Raw genomic sequence first — 20,614 nt, 5'->3', positions numbered from 1 at the left:
ATGTCGGTCCTCAGCCTGCGGCCATTGGTGCCCGATGCGGCGACCTTCCAGGTGCTGCGAGGAAAGAGCATGGCGGAGGGCTTCAGCATGCTGCGGCGCCTGCAGGATCATTGGCGTGACGGCAGCAACACTTTTGCAAAGCCCGGCGAGGCGCTGTTCGGTGTTTTTGAGGGCACGTCCCTGGTGGGAATGGGCGGGCTGAATGTCGATCCCTACTTCGCCGATGGCGGTTCCGGCCGCGTGCGACACGTCTATGTCGATCCGGAGTTTCGGCGTCATGGTGTCGGCCGGCTGCTGATCGAGGCCATCGCCTGCCACGCGCGGGCAAGGTTCGCTCTGCTGAACCTCCGCGCGCCTGATGCAGCTCACGCGTTTTACGAAGCCCTGGGTTTCGAGCCGGTGAAGGGCGAACAGTTTGCCACCCATCGCCGACTGCTCACTATGCCTAATGAGGGGAGCTGATGTCGTTCGTCCGCCCGCCCTCGATCCTCTCGAACCGTTCCGAGCAGACGCTCAACGTGCTCGAATACGAGCTTCTAGCCGAAAAGGCCGCCGCGCTTGGCCGCTCTGGCGAGCGCGTCGGCGAAGCGCTCGGCAGGCTCAATGCGCATCAGGGCGATGCCGAGCAGCGTCGTGTGCTCGTCAAGGCTGCGGCGGACGCGGTCTATGCCTATTTCATCCAGCGCGAACTGTGCGGCCTGCGAAAGCATGACGACGCCATCCGCGATTACGCCATCCCGCGCGAGGTGCTGGTGCGACTCGGCGCGAGCTGAGCCTCCCGGCGTGCATTTCCGGCGCAAGGGGGGCCCGCCGTCCCCGCTGTCCAAGCGCGCTCATGTCGGGGCTGCTGATGAACCCGCAAACCCGCCGTGGCAGGCGCTTTGGCCGGGGTTTTCCACTGCTTTGCATCGTCCCCGCGACAATCTGCCCATGTGCCGTGTGCCGTCTGGACAAAAAGAGGCTTCACGCATAAACCGAAGTCCAAATGCCGGAGGAATTCGCTAGCCTGGTTGCCATGCGCTGTCGGGCGTGCATCGTTGAGCGGGGACAATTGCTCAGCCTCCGGTTGGAATTGAGGCAAAAGGATCAGTCCCGTGAGCGCAACCGATACGAGCGAGCCAAATCGCCGCGATTTTCTCTATGTCGCTACCGGCATGGCCGGTGCAGTCGGCGCCGCCGCCGTGGCTTGGCCCTTCATCGACCAGATGCGCCCGGACGCCTCGACGCTCGCCGCTTCGTCGGTCGAGGTTGACGTCTCGTCGCTGACGCCTGGTATGTCGCTGACCGTCAAGTGGCGCGGCAAGCCGGTGTTCATCCGCAACCGCACCCCCGAAGAGATCAAGGCGGCGAAAGAAGTGCCGATGGCCGATCTCAAGGATCCGGTCGCGCGCAACGCCAACATTTCCTCCGACGCCCAGGCGACCGACATCGACCGCACCGCTGGCGAAGGCAAGGAAAACTGGCTGGTCATGGTTGGCGTCTGCACCCATCTGGGCTGCGTGCCGCTCGGCCAGCAGGGTGATTTCGGTGGCTGGTTCTGCCCGTGCCACGGCTCCCACTACGACACGGCCGGCCGCATCCGCAAAGGACCGGCGCCGGAAAACCTTCACATACCGAATTTCCAGTTTCTTTCCGACACGACGATCCGGATAGGCTGAGGCAGGGGGACATAATTCCATGAGCGGTGGACACTCGACCTATTCGCCCAAAACCGGCATCGGCCGCTGGATCGATGCACGCATGCCGCTGCCGCGGCTGGTGCACGACTCGTTCGTCTCCTATCCGGTTCCGCGCAACCTGAACTACGCCTACACCTTCGGCGGCATCCTCTCGATCATGCTGGTGGCGCAGATCCTTACCGGCGTCGTGCTCGCCATGCACTACGCCAACGACACGACGCTGGCCTTCCAGTCGGTCGAAAAGATCATGCGCGACGTCAACTCCGGTTGGCTGCTCCGCTACATGCACTCCAACGGTGCGTCCTTCTTCTTCATCGCCGTCTACATCCACATTATGCGCGGTCTCTACTACGGCTCCTACAAGGCGCCGCGTGAGCTTTTGTGGATCCTCGGCTGCATCATCTACCTGCTGATGATGGCAACCGGCTTCATGGGCTACGTTCTGCCCTGGGGTCAGATGTCGTTCTGGGGCGCTACCGTCATCACCGGCTTCTTCACCGCCATTCCCCTTGTCGGCGAATGGGTGCAGCAGCTGCTGCTCGGTGGCTTTGCCGTCGACAACCCGACGCTGAACCGCTTCTTTGCGCTGCACTACCTGCTGCCGTTCATGATCGCCGGCGTCGTCGTGCTGCACGTCTGGGCCCTGCACGTCACCGGCCAGACCAACCCGACCGGCATCGAAGTGAAGTCGAAGACCGACACCGTCGCCTTCACGCCCTATGCGACCATCAAGGATGGTTTCGCCATGGTCGTGTTCCTGGCGGTGTTCGCCTACTTCATCTTCTACATCCCGAACTTCCTCGGCCATCCCGACAACTACATCGAGGCCGACTCGCTGAAGACGCCGGCGCACATCGTTCCGGAATGGTACTACCTGCCGTTCTACGCGATCCTGCGCGCCATCACCTTCAACATCGGGCCGATCGACTCCAAGCTCGGTGGCGTGCTCGCCATGTTCGGTTCGATCGCCGTGCTGTTCGTCGTGCCGTGGCTCGACACCTCGAAGGTTCGTTCGGCCGTCTATCGTCCTTGGTACAAGCTGTTCTTCTGGCTCTTCGTCATCAACGCGATCTTCCTCGGCTGGCTCGGTTCGCGCCCCGCTGAAGGTGCCTACGTGATCATGTCGCAGCTGGCCACGCTCTACTACTTCGCATTCTTCCTGGTCATCATGCCGGTTCTTGGCCTGATCGAGACGCCCCGTCGCTTGCCCAACTCGATCACCGAAGCGGTGCTCGAGAAGAACAAGTCGGGTTCGGCTCATCCGGCCGGTGCAACCGCTGCGCCCGAAACCCGCGGCTGAACCAACGAGAATCTGAAAGGGATTTTGGAATGAAAAAGATTCTCAACGGTCTGGCGGCTATCGGCTTCCTTCTCGCCGGCACCGCCGGCGTGGCGGTCGCCGCAGAGGAAGCGAACCACGCTGCCGAGCCGACGCACTTCCCGATCCACAAGCCGAAGGAAATGGACTGGACCTTCGCCGGCCCGTTCGGCACCTTCGACAAGGGCCAGCTGCAGCGCGGCCTGAAGGTCTACAAGGAAGTGTGCTCGGCCTGCCACTCGATGAACCTGGTGGCGTTCCGCACGCTCGAGGACCTCGGCTACTCCGAAGCGCAGGTCAAGGCCTTCGCCGCCGAGTACGAAGTTCAGGACGGCCCCAACGCCGATGGCGAGATGTTCACCCGCAAGGCACTGCCGGGTGACTACTTCCCGTCGCCCTTCGCCAATTCGGCTGCTGCCGCAGCCGCCAACAACGGCGCGGCTCCGCCCGACTTCTCGCTGATCGCCAAGGCGCGCGGCGTCGAGCGTGGTTTCCCGACCTTCGTCTTCGACATCTTCACGATGTATGCTTCGAACGGCCCTGACTACATTCATGCGCTGCTCACCGGCTATGACGAGCAGCCGCCGGCCGGCATGGAGATCGCCGAGGGCACGCACTACAACCCGTACTTCGTCGGCGGCAAGTCGCTGGCCATGGCCAAGCCGCTTTCGGACGGCCAGGTGACCTACGAGGACGGTTCGCCCGAGACGGTCGAGCAGTATTCGCGCGACGTTTCGGCGTTCCTGATGTGGGCTGCCGAGCCGCATCTCGAGGCACGCAAGCAGACCGGCTTTGCCGTCATGATCTTCCTGGTGCTGTTTGCTGGCCTCGTCTACGCCACCAAGCGCAAGGTCTGGGCCAACGTCGCCCACTAAGCCGCACCGCAGAACGATAGTGAAGGGCGCTCGCAAGGCGCCCTTTTCTTTTGCCGTCCAAACCGTCACAACTTCCGCTGCATCTTGCCTGCGCCGAAGCCGGCTTCAGGGACGATGCGCGAACCACAGCGCCAGGGCGTTGGTTGCGGGGAAGCCCCTGCGGCACCGCCGGCAACGGAGCCCCCGCCGATGAACACCTCGCTCGAACAGACGCTGCTTGGCGCCATCAGGACGATCCCCGACTATCCGCGCCCGGGCGTGATGTTCCGCGACATCACCACGCTGCTCGGCAATGCGCGCGCCTTCCGCCGCACCATCGACGAGCTCGTCCATCCCTATGCCGGTGCCAAGATCGACCAGGTCGCCGGCATCGAGGCGCGTGGCTTCATCCTCGGCGGCGCCATTGCCCACCAGATGTCGGCCGGCTTCGTGCCGATCCGCAAGAAGGGCAAGCTGCCGCACGAGACCGTGCGCATCGCCTACAGCCTCGAATACGGGCTCGACGAGATGGAGATGCACAAGGACGCGGTCAGGGCAGGCGAGAAGGTCATCCTCGTCGACGACCTGATCGCCACCGGCGGCACCGCCGAAGCCGCGGTCAAGCTGCTGCGCCAGATCGGCGCCGACATCGTCGCTGCCTGCTTCATCGTCGATTTGCCGGACCTTGGCGGCCGCAAGAAGCTCGAAGCGCTCGGCGTCGACGTCCGCACGCTGATTGCCTTCGAAGGCCACTGAGCAGCCTCTGAGGCCGTTCAGCGTAGAGAATGTCTCCACGCTGTCTTTATTTTCGATTGAAGTTGTGGCCGGGGGCAGGATCGTCCGGCTGTCCCCCACACGCCCGCATGCCGGGCGATCGCGGCTAGCTGATCGCGTAGATCAGTCTCACGCGTCCGTTCGTGAGCTGTTCGACCTTGCGCAGATCGAGCCCATGACGGCGCTCAGTGGTGGCAAACAGCGCCTTACCTTCACCGGCGATCAGCGGATAGACGATGACGCGGAGCTCATCGACCAGCCCGGTCTCGATCAGGCTTGTCGTCGTTTTGGCGCCTCCGACAAGGTAGATGTCCTTTCCGGGCTGCTCTTTGAGCGCCTTGACCTCGTCAAGGCGCCTGAGAAAGCGCGTGTTTGGCCACAGCGTCGTGGTCAGGGTGTTCGACAGCACATAATGCGGGATCTGCTTGATGAAGCCTGCCCATTCGAGCTCGGCTGGCGTCGGCGGCGTGCCGGTGATCCAGGCGGGCGTGCCCGGCTCGTTCTGTAGCGCCGTCCAATAGTTCTCGTAACCCGGGTACATGCCGCCGCCAAGCAGGCATGCGTCGATCTGCGGTGTCAGGCCGTAGTCCTCCGACCATGCTTCAACCCAATCCGCGGTGCCTTCCGGTCCCTCCATCTTGCCATCGACGGAGATCTTCATTCCAGCAATCAACTTGCGCATTTCACTCTCCACAGCCAGGGCCGGCATGACCCGACGGGACATTCAGCCATATGGTTGAATATAGGCTGTTGCAAAAATAGTCAACCATATGGTTTAATGTTATCGTGACTGCAGCATCTGCTCCTTGGCCATAGGCCTCCACGTCCGGGCCTTGCTGCGGCGGGCAAGAGCATCGGGTATGCGGCGGACAGCGCCGGGTGCCGCGGCCTCCTGGGTCTCCGCCGCACGCTTGTCGCTGAAACAATCGAAACACTCCCGCGCCGGTACAGAAAAACACCTGAAATCGATCCGGCGTAGGAAAGGACGTGCCGCGAGTGCGGCAGGTTCAACCGGCCAAGCGCGCCCTCCACCGCCGGGACCGAAGTGGCTCCGGCAGCAGCAGTGCGTCTTGCTCCCAAACACGAGTGTTCCAAATAATGCTGAAGTCAACTGCTTCGCACGAGTTTCCCGACCGGCTCTGTACCAGCCTCATTGGCCAGGACCATCCCGGCTATGAGGCGACCCGCGCGCTTTACAACGCCATGATCGACAAGCGGCCACGCTGGATCGTCCCCTGCGCCGACGTCGGCGATGTCGTCGCGGCGGTCAATCACGCCCGCGACAGGCAGCTGCTCGTCGCCATTCGCGGCGGCGGCCACAACGGCCCGGGCTTCGGCAGCTGCGACGGCGGCATGGTCATCGATATGTCGCCGATGAAACACGTTGATGTCGACCCGGCCGCGCGCAAGGTTCGCGTCGAGGCTGGCTGTACCCAGGGCGATGTCGACCGGGCGACCAGCGCGCATGGGCTGGCGGTGCCGGCCGGTATCGTCTCGAGTACGGGCATTGCCGGGCTGACGCTTGGCGGCGGCACCGGCTATCTCACGCGCAAGCACGGCCTGACCATCGACAACCTGCTCGCGGCCGAGGTCGTTCTGGCCGATGGCAGCGTCGTCACGGCAAGCGCGGACGAGCATCCCGAGCTTTTCTGGGCGCTGCGGGGCGGCGGCGGCAATTTCGGCGTGGTGACGCGCTTCACGTTTCAGGCGCATCCGGCGAAGGATGTCTATGCCGGGCCGATCTTCTACGACATCGCGCATGCGGCCGAAATCATGCGCTGGTACCGCGACTTCCTGCCGGGGGCGCCACGCGAACTCGGCATGTTCTTCGGCATGAAGACGGTGCCCTCCTGCGATCCGTTTCCACGCGAAATCTGGGGACGGCGCATCTGCACGCTGATCAGCTGCTACAATGGCACAGAGGAGGACGGCCTCCGGGCCATGCAGCCGGCGCGTGACGCGCTCCCTAAACCGCTGATGGACGGCATGATGCGGCTGCCCTTCGTCGACCTGCAGGGGCTGTTTGATCGGCTGCTGCCGAAGGGGCTGCATTGGTACTGGAAGGGCGACTATGTCGACGAGCTGTCCGATGCCGCCATCGCTGCCCATGTCGCACACGCCTCGATGAGTCCGAGCGAGCTGTCGCTGATGCATCTCTATCCCATCGACGGCGCCGTCCATGACGTTGCTTCAGAGGCCACTGCGTGGGGCGCGCGACAGGCGCGCTGGTCCATGGTCATCGCCGGCATCGACCCCAATCCGGCGAAGGCGCCGGAGCTGAAGCAGTGGGCAAGCGCTTACTGGGCCGCTGTGCACAAGCACAACCAGCATGGCGGCGCCTACATCAACTTCATGATGGACGACGAGGGCGAGGCGCGCGTGCGTGCCGCCTACGGTGCCAACTACGAGCGCCTGGTCGGCGTCAAGCGCCGCTACGACCCGGCAAACCTCTTCCGGGTCAACCATAACATCCGGCCGTAATCCGGCGCTCTATCGCGACGGACACGCGACCACACGTGGAGACGTTTTCCACGTGTGGTCGGTTTTTTCTAGTGGCGCTCGCTTCGGCCTTCGACATGTCTCCGAGACTTGCCTCGTAAGGCACAAGTGCCTTTCACCGTCTGTCACCAACCATCGTGGATAGCCGCCCCTGTTTCTCCACCGTAAACGGAGCGAAGGAGAAGCGCGCTACGCCACTTTCACCAGCACGGCGCTGTCGAATTCGATGACCTTGTCGCCGGTCGAGTCGAACCCTTCGGAGTGCAGCGTCATCATGCGCCAGCCGGGACGGGTGGCAAGCGGCCGGTGGTCGAGGCCGCGGCGCGTGAATGTCACGGTCTCGCCGGCGAAAACCGGCTTCAGCCATTTCAGGTTCTTGAAGCCGGGCGAGGGGCCGAATTCGGGTTTCGATCCCGGACCGTCCCAGGCGCGGCCACGATGCGCCAGGTTGAGCTTCATCCACGCCGCCGTGGTGTGCCAGCCCGAGGCGCACAGGCTGCCGAACACGCTTGCCTTGGCAGCCTCCTCATCGGTGTGGAAGGGCTGGGGGTCGTATTTGCGGGCGAAATCCTTGATCGCCTCGGCGCTGAAGTGATGGCTGCCGAGCGTGATCGTGACACCGATGCCGAGATACTCGTCGAGGGTCATAACGCGGCCTCGCGGGTCAGGAACATACAGGTGTTGACCAGTTCGAAGACGGGCTCACCCTTCTGGTTGGCCAGTTCGGCGCGCCAGCTGACGAAGCCGAGCCCAGGCTTGGAGCGCGACGGGCGGCTGGACAGGATGGTCAGCTTGCCACCCAGCACGTCGCCGGCCAGCACCGGCTTTTTCCACTTGGCGTAGTCGATGCCCGGCGCGCCTTGCGAGGTCGAGTCGAGCAGCAGGGCATCGCACAGCATGCGCATGAACATCGAGCAGGTGTGCCAGCCAGATGCCGAGAGCCCATCGAGAATGCTCGCTTTGCCGGCCTCTTCATCGAGGTGGAAGGGCTGGGCGTCGAATTCCGAGGCGAATTCGATGATCTCCCGGGCCAGAACGGTCTTGGTGCCGAGGTCGATGACGAGGCCCTCGCCAAGATCCTCAAATGCCCATGTCTTGGTGCTCATCGGCAATCCTGTTCAAGCTTGTACGATAACCTTGGACCGGCCCCGCGGGTCACGCAAGGCCGGTCGCCGGGCAATCGTTGGCTCAGAGCCAGCCGCGGCGGCGGAACCACCAGAACGGCAGGATGGCGGAGACGACCATCAGGCCGAGCGCCACCGGATAGCCGAGGTCCCATTTCAGCTCAGGCATCAGGTCGAAGTTCATGCCGTAGATCGAGGCGACCAACGTCGGTGGCAGGAAGACGACGGCGGCGACCGAGACGATCTTGATGATGCCGTTCTGCTCGATGTTGATCATGCCGAGCGTGGCATCGAGCAGAAAGGTGATCTTCTGCGACAGGAACGAGGCGTGGTCGGTGAGCGACAGCACGTCGCGCGACAGCGTCTTCACCCGTGCCTTTGCGTCCTTGCCGTTCTTGCCCTGGGCCAGCGCATTGGCGAGGAAGCCCGCCAGGCGCTGCAGCGAGGTCAGGCTGTCGCGGATGTTGGAGGTCAGCGACTCCTTGCGGCCGAGGTCCTTGAGGATCTGCTGGAAGTCGCGGTCACGCTTCGATGCCTTGGTCGCGGTTGGGTTGAAGATGTCCTTCGACAACAGCTCGATGTCGCGCGATACGCGTTCCAGCACGTCGGCGAGGCGGTCGACGATTGCCTCCAGCAGGCCGACGAGGATCGTTTCGCCCGAGGTGCAGCCGATCGCCGCCTTTTCCGCGCGCAGCGGGAACGCCAGGAATGCCTTCGGCTCATGATAGCGGATGGTCACCAGCAGGTTGCGGCGCAGGACAAATGTCACCGGTGACATCACCGGGTCGTCGCTGTCGGCCTGCGAGGGCAAGGTGGCGGTCATGAAGTAGGCGCTGTCCTCGACATAGAGGCGGGACGAGATCTCGATCTCCTCCATCTCCTCGCGTGTCGGAACGCCCACGCCGAGCCACTGCTCGACCTCGGCCTCTTCCTGCTTGGTCGGATTGAACAGGTCGGCCCAGACAATGCTGTCCTTTTCGGCCGAAATGGAGTCTGCAAGGCGCAGACGATCGTTTTCCACGACGAATGCCTTGATCATCGCCGGTCTCCCATACTGGAGCTGATATCGTGCCCGAACGCGGGCGGGGTTGCTGGATTGCGCCGGCGGGGTCTCGAATGGCCGGGCCAGCGCCTAGGCGCGATAGACCTGGGCGGCTGTGACGTCAAGTTGCAAATCGGCAAGGTAGCGCTGGGCAGACGGCCGCTCAGAAGAATTCGTCGAGCAACTGGTAGTAGGAGAGCTTGTTCGCATCCGCCTCGGGCAGGCCGTAAAGCGCGAGGAACGGGGCCACCCACTCTTCCCCAAGATTGTACTGGATGCTCCAGCAGGCAAGCGCCAGGTCCTGGTGGAGATCTGCGACGCCAAGCCGGCTGCAGTCGATGAAGCCGGTGAAGCGGCCGCCATCGGCGATGAAGTTCGGCATCGAGGCGTCGCCATGCGTGACAACCAGCGTTTCGGACACCGGCCGCCGCGCCACAAGCTGCTCAAACACCTGCTGCGCGGTTTGACCCAGCCGTTCGTCGTCGAAATCGTCTTCGTCGACCTCGCCGGCGTCGGCGCGGGCTTTGGCCACGGCGATACGTTGCCCAAGGCGGTGGTCGAAAGGGCAGGCGGCGATATCGAGGGCGTGCAGCCGCCGCAGCGCTTCGGCCATGATGGCGATGGCCTCGCCGGGCTCGGATTGTTGCGAGACGAGGTCCCGTCCGGCAACCGCGCTCATCAAAAGCCAGTTGTGACCGGCATGAGTCTCGTAGACGATGACTTCAGGGCAAGGGATGCCCTGGCTGCCCAGCCAGCGCAGCCGAACGATCTCGTCTGGCAGCTCGGCGAAGTCGCCTGACACCTCGGTCTTGAGAAACAACGTCGGTTTGCCGCCAGCGGCAAGCTTGAACACACCCGCATCCGAATGGCCGATGGTTTGCTGCTGCCAGTCGTAGCCGGCCAGCGCTAAACACAACGACGCGGGAAGATCGATCTCGAAATGTGCGTGCTGCGTCATCTGTCCCCTCAAGGATACGCTTGCTGCGCCGGGCAGCATCGCTGCTGTTCTTGCTTGGGGCGCAGATAGGTATTCGAAGGTGGGCCGTCGAGAACAATCTGGTCAGGCGGTCTACGTTTCGTGATGACGCAGCCAGTGCTTGAAGTGAACAGAGTATCGAGCCGGTCCAGGTGCTGGATTTGGCCGCATGACGTCGCCGTCCTGACCGTGCGAAAACAAAAAAGGCCGGGGTGACCCCGACCTTTCTCTAGCGTCTCAACATCCAGTGCCAGTACATCCGTGGTCAAAGCTGGAGACGATCTGCAAATCTCCAGACGACCGTAGCCAAGGTTGGTTAGCAAAAGGTTAACTCCTCGGGATGCGCGTAGACCGAAAGCCGGACGTGCAACTGGCTCATCGCCCGCGCCAAAAGAAAAAGCCCCGCGACGCGGGGCTTTTCGTATGCGGACGCGACGGCCAGGTGATCAGGTGTTGAACTTGAACAGCATCACGTCGCCGTCCTGGACGACATATTCCTTGCCTTCGTCGCGCGCCTTGCCGGCTTCCTTGGCCGGGACTTCGCCGCCAAGCGTGACGAAGTCGTTGAAGGCGATGGTCTGGGCGCGGATGAAGCCGCGTTCGAAGTCGGTGTGGATGACACCGGCCGCCTGCGGCGCCTTGGCGCCCTTGTGCACGGTCCAGGCGCGCGTTTCCTTGGGGCCGACGGTGAAATAGGTGATCAGGTGCAGCAGCTCGTAGCCGGCGCGGATCAGCTTATCGAGGCCCGGCTCGTCGAGGCCGAGATCGGCGAGGAATTCCTGGGCTTCCTCGTCGGGGAGTTGCGCCACTTCGGCTTCGATCGCAGCCGAGATGACGACCACGCCGGCACCTTGCGCCTCGGCCATCTTCTGGACGGCCTGGGTGTGTTCGTTGCCGGTCGCAGCGTCGCTTTCGGCGACGTTGCAGACATAGAGCACCGGATGCGAGGTCAAAAGGTTCAGGCCCTGCAGGATTTCGAGGTCTTCGGCTGATATGCCCTTGAGCAGCAGGCGCGCCGGCTTGCCGTCCTGCAACAAAGCGAGCGCCTGCTCCATCATCGGCAGGACGGTTGTCGCTTCCTTGTCCTTGCTGGCGGCGCGCTTGCGGAACTGCACGATGCGACGCTCGAGGCTTTCGAGATCGGCGAGCATCAGTTCGGTCTCGACCGTCTCGGCGTCGGCGACGGGGTCGATGCGGCCTTCGACATGGGTGATGTCGTCGTCTTCGAAGCAGCGCAGCACATGCACGATGGCGTCGACCTCGCGGATGTTGGCGAGGAACTGGTTGCCCAGGCCTTCACCTTTCGAGGCGCCGCGCACCAGGCCGGCAATGTCGACGAAGGAGATGCGGGTCGGGATGATCTCCTTCGACTTGGCGATGTTGGCCAACTGCTTGAGACGCGGATCCGGCACCGCGACCTCGCCGGTGTTCGGCTCGATGGTGCAGAACGGATAGTTCGCCGCCTGTGCGGCGGCGGTGCGCGTCAGCGCGTTGAAAAGCGTCGATTTGCCAACGTTGGGCAGGCCGACGATGCCGCATTTGAAACCCATGGTCTTCTGGTCCTATCGGGAAATCGGAATTTGCTCAGGGCTATGGGCGATAGGGCCTAAGATCGTCAAGTCTTTCAGCGTCGCACGCGGTACTGCATATGCACTGCACCGTTGGCCAACGGCTTGGCAAAGGCGAGTTCGAGCCAGCGATCTGCCTGTTTGCCGCCGAAAGCCTGCAAGCCCGAGCCGAGGATGAGGGGGATGGTGCCGATCTCGATTGTGTCGAGCAGGCCGGCATCCATGAACTGGCGGGCCAGGTCGCCGCCGCCAAGCAGCCAGATGCGGCCGGTGGCGCCTCGCGCGCGAAGATTGGCAAGCATTTCGGCTGGCGTGCCAGCCATGGCTTCGGCGTTTTCGGGCAGGTCCTCGAGAGGACGTGAGGTGGCAACCAGGCAAGGGTAGTGGGCGTACGCCCATTCCGGTTCGCGGCTGACGACATCATAAGTTGCGCGGCCCATGACGATGCCGCTCAGCGACGCCATGAACGCGGAAAAATCGTAGTCGTCGTCAGGTGGAAAGTTGTCGAGCCAGTCAAACGCGCCGTCCTCGCGGGCAATGAAGCCGTCAAGCGACATCGCAAACATGTAGATGACGTCGTCAATGCGCGAAGCGACCATCGAAACCGTTCCTTGTTGCCACAGAGTGTTTCCTACCATGAGGCCTGTCGGGCTTATGTCAGGAGCCTTCACCGGGCGCACAAGGCATTGGATGGCGCTTGTCAGTCCGGATCCTTGTCGTAGGCCTTGGTACCCGGAGGCAGGAGGACCCATGAATGGCGGCGGCAGTCGTAGACGGAGTCCTCGGGAGGCGGAAACTGCGGATCGGCGAATGCGCCGACCGCCATTGCCACGAACGCGCGCTCAGCGCCGACTTCGGTGTGGAACAGGTTGGTGCCGCAGACCGTGCAGAACCTGAAAGTGTAGCGCGAGCCCCTGTCGCCGACGCCCAGATATTCGGTTGCCTTACCCGTGACCGCATAGGGCGGGGCGAAGGCAGCGAGGGCGGCAAAGACGCTGCCGGTGCGGCGCTGGCAGGCGAGGCAGTGGCAGATGCCGACGCCCAGTGGTGCGCCGTTGACCTCGATGCTCAGCTGCCCGCAGGAGCAGGATGCGGTTTTGGTTTGCATGGTGACACCTCGCCGGACGGTTGCGTCGGACTGCGGGGGGCATTGCGCGCCCTTATCGCATGGATCGAGGCGAAAGTCTGTGCGGGGTCGTTCAGTCCTTGCCGAGCAGCTTCTTCAGCATCGCGGCCATCGGGCCGGTTTCGGGAACCTTGATTGCAGGTTGGTTCGGGCGGGCCTGGCGGATGTGGCTCTGGGCCTTCGGCGCCTGCGGCTTGGCAACCTTCGGCGGAGGGGTGTCATTTGCGCCCGTCGGCTGAAGTTTGTCGCGGAGGCCGACAGTGACCTTGTTCATGAAGCCGTTGTCGTCACCCTTGGTCAGCAGATCGGAACTGTCGGCAATGAGGTCGAGCAGCGCCTCAAGCCATTCCTTGTCGGCCTTGGCGAAGTCGCCGAGCACATGGCCGTGCACCATTTCCTTGACGCCGGGATGGCCGATGCCGATGCGGACGCGGCGATAATCCTTGGGAATGTGCTGGTCGATCGAGCGGATGCCGTTGTGACCGCCGGCGCCACCGCCGATCTTGACCCGCACCTTGCCGGCGACGAGGTCGAGCTCGTCGTAGAAGACGGTCACGTCCGAGGGTTCGAGCTTGTAGAAGCGCAGGGCTTCGCCGACCGACTGGCCGGACAGGTTCATGAAGGTCTGCGGCTTGAGAAGGATGACCTTTTCGCCGCCGATGTTGCCTTCAGCGATCAAACCCTTGAACTTCTTCGTCCAGGGCGAAAACGAATGGCGGCGGGCAATTGCGTCCGCCGCCATGTAGCCGACATTGTGCCGGTTGTTCTGGTATTGCGTACCCGGATTGCCGAGACCTGCAAAGAGCAGCATGTTCGGGGTTCTCCGGGTATGCGCCGATTATGCCTCGGAGGCAGCCTCGGTTGCGCCTTCTTCCGACTTCGATGCCGAGGTGCCGGCGATCGTTGCGATGGTGAAATCGCGGTCGGAGATGACAGGCTTCACGCCCTTCGGCAGCTTGACGGCGGAGATGTGGATCGAATCGCCGATGTCGGTGCCGTCGAGATCGACGGTGATGAACTCGGGGATCGCGTTGGCCGGGCAGTGGAACTCGACTTCGTGACGAACGATGTTCAGCGTGCCGCCGCGCTTGATGCCGGGCGACTTCTCTTCATTAATGAAGTGAACCGGAACCTGGACGTTGACTTCGGTGTTGGCGCCAACGCGCAGGAAGTCGACGTGCATCGGGAAGTCACGGACCGGATCGAGCTGGTAGTCCTTCGGCAGAACCTTGATCTTCTTGCCGTCGACTTCGATCGTCGCCACGGTGGTCAGGAAGCCGCCGCCATGGATCTTGTAGAAGATGTCCTTGTAGGACAGGGCGATGGCCAGGGGAGGCTGCTTGTCGCCGTAAATAACTGCAGGCACTTTACCGTTGCGACGAACTTCACGGGCGGACCCCTTACCGACCAGTTCGCGTGCTTCGGCCTTGAGCTCGTATGTTTCGCTCATGGCATTTCCTTTCGGTTATATGGAGCGCCTACGGCGGGCATGAAGCCTGATCCGTAAACGTCGAAAGCCGCCGGGTGAGGCGGCCTTCCGCCGCGTTGCCTCCAAGGGTGTCTACGCGGGTGGCGGCTCTATATCCGAAGGTGGCAAAAAGTGCAACCGCCGGGGTCTTTGGGGCTGGTCCCCCGTTGGCGGCGCCGTGGCTGCTCGCATATGTGCCGCTATGCCTGTATCACGCCGGGCTGAAACAGCCAGGACCTGCCGACTTACCCATGCAAGATCTTCTCCCGCTCCATCTGCCGACCGCCACCATCGTGGTGCTTGTCGTGGCCGCATTCATTGCCGGCTGCGCGCGCGGCTTCTCGGGCTTCGGTGGGGCGTTGATCTTCGTGCCGGTGGCAAGCTCGCTGATCGGCGCCAAGCTTGCGGTGCCGCTGCTTTTGATCGTCGACCTGGTCCTGACGCCGGGGCTCATTCCCAATGCGTGGCGCGGTGCCGACCGCGCCAATGTCGGCGTAATGGCGCTCGGGGCCGCCGTCGGCGTGCCCACGGGCACCTACCTGCTCACCCATGTCGACGGCGTGGTGATCCGCTGGGCGATCGTTGCCATTGTCGTTGGGTTGCTTGCGCTGCTGATGTCGGGCTGGCGCTACCATGGCCGCCCGCATGCCAGCCTGACAGCCGCTGTAGGCGTGACCTCGGGGCTGTTTTCGGGTGCCGCCCAGGTCGGCGGGCCGCCCGTCGTCGCCTACTGGCTCGGCGGGGCGATCCCGCCGCTGACGGTACGGGCCAACATCGTGCTCTATTTCGCCATATCGAGCGTGCTGTCGATTTCGAGCTACCTCGTCGCCGGATTGCTGACCTGGGAGACGGTGGGGCTGTCGCTGACCATAGGGCCGACCTTCGCGATCGGCCTGTACATCGGCTCACACCTGTTCAGCCGCGCCAACGAGGCGACCTTTCGGCGCATCTGCTACGCGCTGATCGCGACGGCGGCGATCATCGGCCTGCCGGCGCTCGATGGCGTGCTCAGGTGATTGAACCGGCGGCCGCTTTCAAATAGAATTCACATACCGGGGGCATGGTGGACTCCCCGTGAGGCCCGGTGGCCCAAGTTCCGCCTTCGCTTGGTATGCGGAGGAAAACCATGCCCAGGATGATCACACCCCAACAACTGATCCCGCTTCTCGGTACCGACAGGTGCCCGCTGATCGTCGATGTTCGCAGGGCGGCAGCCTTCGCGGCGGCGCCGACGCGCATTGCAGGTGCTGTGTGGCGCGATCACATGAAGTCGGCCGAATGGCTGCGGCAATTGCCCGCCGCCCGCCAGCTCGTCGTCTACTGCGCCCACGGCCACAATGTCAGCGAGATCGCCGCAGCGCTTCTGGCTACCGAGGGGGCAAACGTCTCGATGCTCGAAGGTGGCATCGATGCGTGGATTGCCGCCGGCGGGCTGGTCGTTGCCCGCAAGGCGCCGGGACTTGAACCAGGCTTGCCGGTATCAAGCGTTTGGGTGACACGGTCGCGACCCAAGATCGACCGCATCGCCTGTCCCTGGCTGATCCGGCGTTTCATCGATCCGCTAGCGGTCTTCCATTTCGTCTCGGCCGAATGGGTCAAGGACGTCGCTGACGAGATCGGCGCCATACCCTATGATATCAAGGACGTGCACTATTCGCATCGCGGCGATGAATGCACTTTCGACACGCTGATTTCGGAGTTCGGGCTGAGCGATCCTGCGCTGCTGCATCTTGCCCGCATCGTGCGCGGTGCCGACACGGCCCAGCTCGACCTGGAGCCGCAAGCAGCCGGTCTGCTTGCTATATCTCTGGGCCTGTCGGCGATCGAGGACGATGACCTCGCGCAGCTGGAAAAGGGTATGGCGATCTACGACGCGTTGTATGGTTGGTGCCGCTACGCCAGGTCGGAAACCCACAACTGGCCGGCAAAGGCGATCTGACATGGACACGACGCCTTTCAAGGCTCCCTCATTCGGGGAGGCGACGCGGACCTTCGCCAAGATCGGGCTTTTGTCGTTCGGCGGACCGGCCGGACAGATCGCGCTGATGCACAAGATCCTCGTCGACGAGAAACGCTGGCTCGACGAGCCGCGTTTCCTGCATGCGCTCAACTACTGCATGCTGCTGCCTGGGCCTGAGGCGATGCAGCTGGCGACCTACTCCGGTTGGCTGATGCACGGCGTCAGGGGCGGGCTGGTCGCCGGGCTGCTGTTCGTCTTGCCCGGCGCATTGGTCATATCAGCACTTTCGGCGATCTATCTGACCGTCGGCCATGTCACTTTGGTGCAGGGGCTGCTGTTCGGGCTCAAGGCGGCGGTGCTGGCCGTCGTGCTTGAGGCGCTGATCAAGGTGTCGAAGCGGGCGCTGAAGAACGGCAGTATGGTCATTCTTGCCATCGCAGCCTTCGTCGCCATCGCCTTTCTCAAGCTGCCGTTCCCGCTGATCATCGCGGCTGCGGCGACGTCAGGCGCGCTGATGCATGTGCTCGGGGTCACCACGAGCAAGGCATCGTCGAAAGTCGAGCCGGAAATCGCCTATGCCATGCCGGAATGGACGAAGCCGAGTGCCCGGCGGTTCTTCTCCACACTCGCCGTCTGGCTGGCGATCTGGTTCGTGCCGCTGATCGCCTTGTGGCAGTTGCTTGGACCCGGTCACGTCTTCACCGCCGAAGCGACGTTCTTCTCCAAGATGGCGGCAGTGACCTTCGGCGGCGCCTATGCGGTGTTGGCCTATGTCGCCCAGCAGGCGGTCGAGGTGCATGGCTGGCTCAAGCCGGACGAAATGCTGACCGGCCTCGGCCTTGCCGAGACGACGCCGGGGCCGCTGATCCTGGTGCTGGTCTTCGTCGGCTTCCTTGGCGGTGCCAGGCTTTCGGCCTTGGCCCCGCTCACTGGCGGTGTCGCCGGAGCCGCAGTCACGCTGTGGTTCACCTTCGTGCCGTGCTTCCTGTGGATTTTCGTCGGCGCGCCCTATGTCGAGACCCTCCGCAATGTGCGTTGGCTGGCCAGCGCCTTGTCCGCCGTCACCGCCGCCGTCGTCGGCATCATCGCCAACCTCGCAGTGTGGTTTGCGCTGCATGTGCTGTTCGGCAATGTCGGGGAGGTCAATTGGGGGCCGTTCGCGCTGCCGGTACTCGATTTCGGCAGTTTTGACTGGCTTGCGGCAACCATCGCCGTCGCCGCCGGCGTGGCGCTGATCCGCTTCCACGCCCACATGATCGCAGTCCTCGCCGTCTCGGCGCTTGCCGGCATGGCGTGGCAGCTGTCCTGAACGGCATAGGCGCAACGAAAAGCCCCGCCTCGGATGACCGGGCGGGGCTTTGAAATGGTCTGCTGGGGGCAGGAGGCTCAGTCGAACAGGCTCGACACCGATTCTTCGGTTGCCGTGCGCGAGATCGCCTCGCCGATCAGGTCGCCGATCGAGACGACGCGGATGTTGTGCGCGTCCATCACCGCCTGCGTCGGCTGGATCGAGTCGGTGATGACAAGTTCCTGCAGCTGCGAACCGGCGATACGGGCAGCAGCTCCGCCCGAAAGCACGCCGTGGGTGATGTAGGCAGTGACTGAGGTGGCGCCCTTGGCGAGCAATGCGTCGGCTGCGTTGCACAGCGTGCCGCCGGAATCGACGATGTCGTCGATCAGCAGGCAGTCCTTGCCGTGGACTTCGCCGATGACGTTCATCACCTCGGATTCACCGGGGCGTTCGCGGCGCTTGTCGACGATGGCGAGTTGGGCGTCGATGCGCTTGGCCAGCGCACGGGCGCGCACCACGCCGCCGACGTCAGGCGAAACCACCATGACGTTGTTGAGTTGCTTGTACTTGGCCTTGACGTCGCGAGCCATGACCGGAACCGAGAACAGATTGTCGGTCGGGATGTCGAAGAAGCCCTGGATCTGGCCGGCATGCAGGTCGAGCGTCAGGACGCGGTTGGCGCCGGCGCGCGCGATCATGTTGGCGACGAGCTTGGCCGAGATCGGCGTGCGGCCGGAAGCGCGGCGATCCTGCCGGGCGTAACCGAAGTAAGGAATGACCGCCGTGATGCGCCGAGCCGACGAACGCATGAAGGCGTCGATCATGATGAGCAGTTCCATCAGGTGATCGTTGGTCGGGTAGGCGGTCGACTGGAGGATGAAGACGTCCTCGCCGCGCACGTTCTCCTGGATCTCGACGAAGATTTCCTGGTCAGCGAAGCGTCTGACGCTGGCCTTGCCCAGGGGGATGTTGAGATAGCGAGCGACCGCCTCTGCTAGCACCCGATTGGAATTGCCCGCGAAGAGTTTCATGTACCGATCCTGGTAGAGATTATGAGCGGGCTTTTAGCGGTCCTTGCCGCTATTGCAAGCGGACTCGCCGCTGAATCCCAAAAAAGCGACATCGTGGGCGGGAATGTCGCGGTCTAACCGGGTTTTGCGGCCAGCCACTGGGCCAATTGATCGATGGTGCTGTCGGCTATTGCCTGCATGGTCGCGGGCGCGACCGCCGGCCAGCCGTCGCCGCTGCCGGCCGAAGCCGCCGTCTGCTGGCCGTTGATGCGGTGCAGCCTCGTGCCTGCCGGGTCGTAGACGTCCCAGACATAAACGACAGTCGTGTCCTTGCCTTCGGTCATCGCCGAGAAGTAGCCGCGCATGATGATGCCGGGCGGCGTGGTATCGGTGCTGCCGGCAAGCGTGATGCCGCGTTCGCGGGCGCGGGCGCCGAGCCGCTGGGTCAGCGGCGTCGCTGCCTCGACGGTTGCACCGACGATCGGGGCGAATTGCACGCGCGCCTTGGTCATGATGGCGGCCGTCTGTGCCGGAACGGCCGTTGCAGCGGCAGATGCGGCGCCTGTCACCGCCGGTGCGGCGACGTCGGTGCCTTCGGTCTTGGCAAGCGCTGCCGATTGCTCGGTAGGTGCCACCGCCGACGGTTCGAGGACATCCTTGGCGCTGTTGCAAGCGGACAGGGCAGCAGAAGCGGACAGGCAGGCTGCCGCAAAAATCCAACGTCTCATTTGCCCGAACTCCATGGCAAACGCCCCTCAGCGCTCTGCGCAATCATCGTACGATCAAGTCGAGATCATGGCGGGAAAGCGGCTTGGGGGCGGAATCGGTGGTCAGATAGGTACGACCCAACGTCATCGCGGTCTCGGTTTCCGAATCCATGATGATCATGTGGGCAAACAAGGTCATGTTGGGCGCGATCGGCTCGGGATTGCCCTGGTAGAACATCGGCATGTCCATCCACGACGGCGTGAAGCGCGCGCCGACCGAGTAACCGCAGGCATTGAGCCGGTGCTTGGTCAGGTCATGCGCCTCGAGCGTGCGGGCATGCGCGTCGAAGACGTCGCCGAAGGTGTTGCCGGGCGTCATCGCCTTTTCGACGGCGACAAGTGCCGCCAGCGAGGCATCGTAAAGCTCCTGGTGGCGCCGCGAGACCTTGCCGGTCAGTGCCGTACGCATCATCGGCGCATGGTAGTGATTGAACACGCCGGCCCATTCGAGCGTCAGCTGGTCGTTCTTGTTGAGCTTGCGGCGGCCGGACTTGTAGCGGCACAAAAGCGCATCAGTGCCGGAGCCGATGATGAACTCGTTGGCTGGATAGTCCCCGCCACCTTCGAAGATCGCGCCCTGCATGGCGGCCAGTATCTTGGCCTCGTCGCCGCCTTGCTTGATCAGCGGCAGCGCCGCATCGAGCGCGTCGTCGGCGAGGCTTGCGGCCTTTTCGGCCTTCTCGATCTCGGCCGGGCTCTTGAACAGGCGCAGGCGGCCAACGATACCTGAGGCGTCAACGATCTGGCCGAAGGTCTGCAATTGCTCATCGAGGCGGCGGCCGTTGAAGGCGGTCAGGCCATGGGTGTCGTATTCGACGCCGATGCGGGCGCCGAGCAGGCCAAGGTCATTGAGCAGGTTGCGCAGGTCGAGCGTCGGATTGGCGTTATCGCGGTCGGTCCACAAGACAATGTTTTCGATGATCGAGGTGTGGCGTGCCTGGCGTAGGTCGGCCGAACGCGTCAGCAGCGTCATCGAGCCGTCGGCCATGACCACCAGCGACTGGAAGAAGCAGAAGCCGAACGTGTCGTAGCCGGTCAGCCAGTACATGCTCTCCTGCGCGAACAGGACAACCGCGTCGAGCTTCTTCTCGGCCATCTCGATCATCAGCCGGTCGCGCCGGGCATCGAATTCGGTTCGTTCGAAATGCAGCGCCATGC

The 20,614-nt window shown here is 63.4% G+C and carries 23 protein-coding genes; 10 read left to right on the top strand and 13 right to left on the bottom strand.

Annotated features, from left to right (window positions below; translation table 11 throughout):
* From IHE39_RS26630 to IHE39_RS26605, 6 genes are all read left to right on the top strand, one after another.
* Positions 1–462 carry a GNAT family N-acetyltransferase gene (locus tag IHE39_RS26630; protein ID WP_192568615.1) on the top strand — a complete coding sequence of 154 codons (462 nt, stop codon included), beginning with the start codon at positions 1–3 and terminating at the stop codon, positions 460–462.
* On the top strand, positions 462–773 hold the full coding sequence (locus IHE39_RS26625) for a DUF6665 family protein (protein ID WP_192568614.1): 312 nt from the start codon (positions 462–464) through the stop codon (positions 771–773). The genes IHE39_RS26630 and IHE39_RS26625 overlap by 1 nt, the downstream gene beginning before the upstream one ends.
* Positions 774–1,094: 321 nt before the next feature.
* Positions 1,095–1,658 (top strand): ubiquinol-cytochrome c reductase iron-sulfur subunit, encoded by a 564-nt coding sequence (gene petA, locus IHE39_RS26620; protein WP_184766821.1) that lies wholly within the window; start codon positions 1,095–1,097, stop codon positions 1,656–1,658.
* 19 nt (positions 1,659–1,677) lie between these two features.
* A complete protein-coding gene (locus IHE39_RS26615) occupies positions 1,678–2,979 on the top strand; it encodes a cytochrome b (RefSeq protein WP_184766822.1) in 1,302 nt (433 codons plus the stop codon).
* A gap of 29 nt (positions 2,980–3,008) precedes the next feature.
* Entirely contained in the window at positions 3,009–3,872 is an 864-nt protein-coding gene (locus IHE39_RS26610) for a cytochrome c1 (RefSeq protein ID WP_184766823.1), read from the top strand.
* A gap of 189 nt (positions 3,873–4,061) precedes the next feature.
* Positions 4,062–4,607 carry an adenine phosphoribosyltransferase gene (locus tag IHE39_RS26605; protein WP_184766824.1) on the top strand — a complete coding sequence of 182 codons (546 nt, stop codon included), beginning with the start codon at positions 4,062–4,064 and terminating at the stop codon, positions 4,605–4,607.
* 124 nt (positions 4,608–4,731) lie between these two features.
* Here the strand turns inward: IHE39_RS26605 and IHE39_RS26600 are convergent, their stop codons facing one another.
* Positions 4,732–5,307 carry a dihydrofolate reductase family protein gene (locus IHE39_RS26600; RefSeq protein ID WP_192568613.1) on the bottom strand — a complete coding sequence of 192 codons (576 nt, stop codon included), beginning with the start codon at positions 5,305–5,307 and terminating at the stop codon, positions 4,732–4,734.
* A gap of 416 nt (positions 5,308–5,723) precedes the next feature.
* Between IHE39_RS26600 and IHE39_RS26595 the strand changes: the two genes are divergently transcribed.
* A complete protein-coding gene (locus IHE39_RS26595) occupies positions 5,724–7,106 on the top strand; it encodes an FAD-binding oxidoreductase (protein ID WP_192568612.1) in 1,383 nt (460 codons plus the stop codon).
* Between the two features lie 207 nt (positions 7,107–7,313).
* On the opposite strand, the gene IHE39_RS26590 is transcribed toward IHE39_RS26595, so the two are convergent.
* The 9 genes from IHE39_RS26590 to IHE39_RS26550 form a co-directional block, all read right to left on the bottom strand.
* The gene (locus tag IHE39_RS26590) at positions 7,314–7,772 is read right to left on the bottom strand and encodes a MaoC family dehydratase (protein ID WP_184766827.1); all 459 of its coding nucleotides are present in this window, start codon (positions 7,770–7,772) and stop codon (positions 7,314–7,316) included.
* Positions 7,769–8,230, bottom strand: a complete 462-nt coding sequence (locus IHE39_RS26585) for a MaoC family dehydratase (RefSeq protein WP_192568611.1) — start codon at positions 8,228–8,230, stop codon at positions 7,769–7,771. The genes IHE39_RS26590 and IHE39_RS26585 overlap by 4 nt, the downstream gene beginning before the upstream one ends.
* An 82-nt stretch (positions 8,231–8,312) precedes the next feature.
* A complete protein-coding gene (gene corA, locus IHE39_RS26580) occupies positions 8,313–9,287 on the bottom strand; it encodes a magnesium/cobalt transporter CorA (protein ID WP_192568610.1) in 975 nt (324 codons plus the stop codon).
* Positions 9,288–9,453: 166 nt separating this feature from the next.
* Positions 9,454–10,248 carry an APH(3')-II family aminoglycoside O-phosphotransferase gene (locus tag IHE39_RS26575; protein ID WP_192568609.1) on the bottom strand — a complete coding sequence of 265 codons (795 nt, stop codon included), beginning with the start codon at positions 10,246–10,248 and terminating at the stop codon, positions 9,454–9,456.
* 464 nt (positions 10,249–10,712) lie between these two features.
* The gene (gene ychF, locus IHE39_RS26570; RefSeq protein ID WP_184766831.1) at positions 10,713–11,816 is read right to left on the bottom strand and encodes a redox-regulated ATPase YchF; all 1,104 of its coding nucleotides are present in this window, start codon (positions 11,814–11,816) and stop codon (positions 10,713–10,715) included.
* Between the two features lie 74 nt (positions 11,817–11,890).
* The gene (locus IHE39_RS26565) at positions 11,891–12,433 is read right to left on the bottom strand and encodes a dihydrofolate reductase family protein (protein ID WP_184766832.1); all 543 of its coding nucleotides are present in this window, start codon (positions 12,431–12,433) and stop codon (positions 11,891–11,893) included.
* 101 nt (positions 12,434–12,534) lie between these two features.
* On the bottom strand, positions 12,535–12,942 hold the full coding sequence (locus tag IHE39_RS26560) for a GFA family protein (RefSeq protein WP_192568608.1): 408 nt from the start codon (positions 12,940–12,942) through the stop codon (positions 12,535–12,537).
* A 91-nt stretch (positions 12,943–13,033) separates the two neighbouring features.
* A complete protein-coding gene (gene pth / locus IHE39_RS26555) occupies positions 13,034–13,771 on the bottom strand; it encodes an aminoacyl-tRNA hydrolase (protein WP_192568607.1) in 738 nt (245 codons plus the stop codon).
* Positions 13,772–13,798: 27 nt separating this feature from the next.
* On the bottom strand, positions 13,799–14,410 hold the full coding sequence (locus IHE39_RS26550; RefSeq protein ID WP_184766834.1) for a 50S ribosomal protein L25/general stress protein Ctc: 612 nt from the start codon (positions 14,408–14,410) through the stop codon (positions 13,799–13,801).
* Positions 14,411–14,679: 269 nt separating this feature from the next.
* Here IHE39_RS26550 and IHE39_RS26545 point away from each other — a divergent pair, with 269 nt between their 5' ends.
* The 3 genes from IHE39_RS26545 (at position 14,680) to chrA (ending at position 17,697) form a co-directional block, all read left to right on the top strand.
* Positions 14,680–15,444, top strand: a complete 765-nt coding sequence (locus IHE39_RS26545) for a sulfite exporter TauE/SafE family protein (protein WP_184766835.1) — start codon at positions 14,680–14,682, stop codon at positions 15,442–15,444.
* Positions 15,445–15,563: 119 nt separating this feature from the next.
* Positions 15,564–16,367 (top strand): chromate resistance protein ChrB domain-containing protein, encoded by an 804-nt coding sequence (locus tag IHE39_RS26540; RefSeq protein WP_434781345.1) that lies wholly within the window; start codon positions 15,564–15,566, stop codon positions 16,365–16,367.
* Position 16,368: 1 nt separating this feature from the next.
* Entirely contained in the window at positions 16,369–17,697 is a 1,329-nt protein-coding gene (chrA, locus tag IHE39_RS26535; RefSeq protein ID WP_192568605.1) for a chromate efflux transporter, read from the top strand.
* 77 nt (positions 17,698–17,774) lie between these two features.
* Here chrA and IHE39_RS26530 read toward each other — a convergent pair whose 3' ends face one another.
* From IHE39_RS26530 to IHE39_RS26520, 3 genes are all read right to left on the bottom strand, one after another.
* The gene (locus tag IHE39_RS26530) at positions 17,775–18,710 is read right to left on the bottom strand and encodes a ribose-phosphate pyrophosphokinase (protein WP_115731152.1); all 936 of its coding nucleotides are present in this window, start codon (positions 18,708–18,710) and stop codon (positions 17,775–17,777) included.
* A gap of 113 nt (positions 18,711–18,823) precedes the next feature.
* A complete protein-coding gene (locus IHE39_RS26525; protein ID WP_192568604.1) occupies positions 18,824–19,417 on the bottom strand; it encodes a hypothetical protein in 594 nt (197 codons plus the stop codon).
* Between the two features lie 43 nt (positions 19,418–19,460).
* Positions 19,461–20,612 carry a M24 family metallopeptidase gene (locus tag IHE39_RS26520; RefSeq protein WP_192568603.1) on the bottom strand — a complete coding sequence of 384 codons (1,152 nt, stop codon included), beginning with the start codon at positions 20,610–20,612 and terminating at the stop codon, positions 19,461–19,463.
* Positions 20,613–20,614: the final 2 nt, after the last annotated feature.

It is taken from the genome of Aminobacter carboxidus, assembly GCF_014863355.1.
GTDB lineage: Bacteria > Pseudomonadota > Alphaproteobacteria > Rhizobiales > Rhizobiaceae > Aminobacter > Aminobacter carboxidus.
This window is presented reverse-complemented; position numbering and strand designations above follow the sequence as displayed.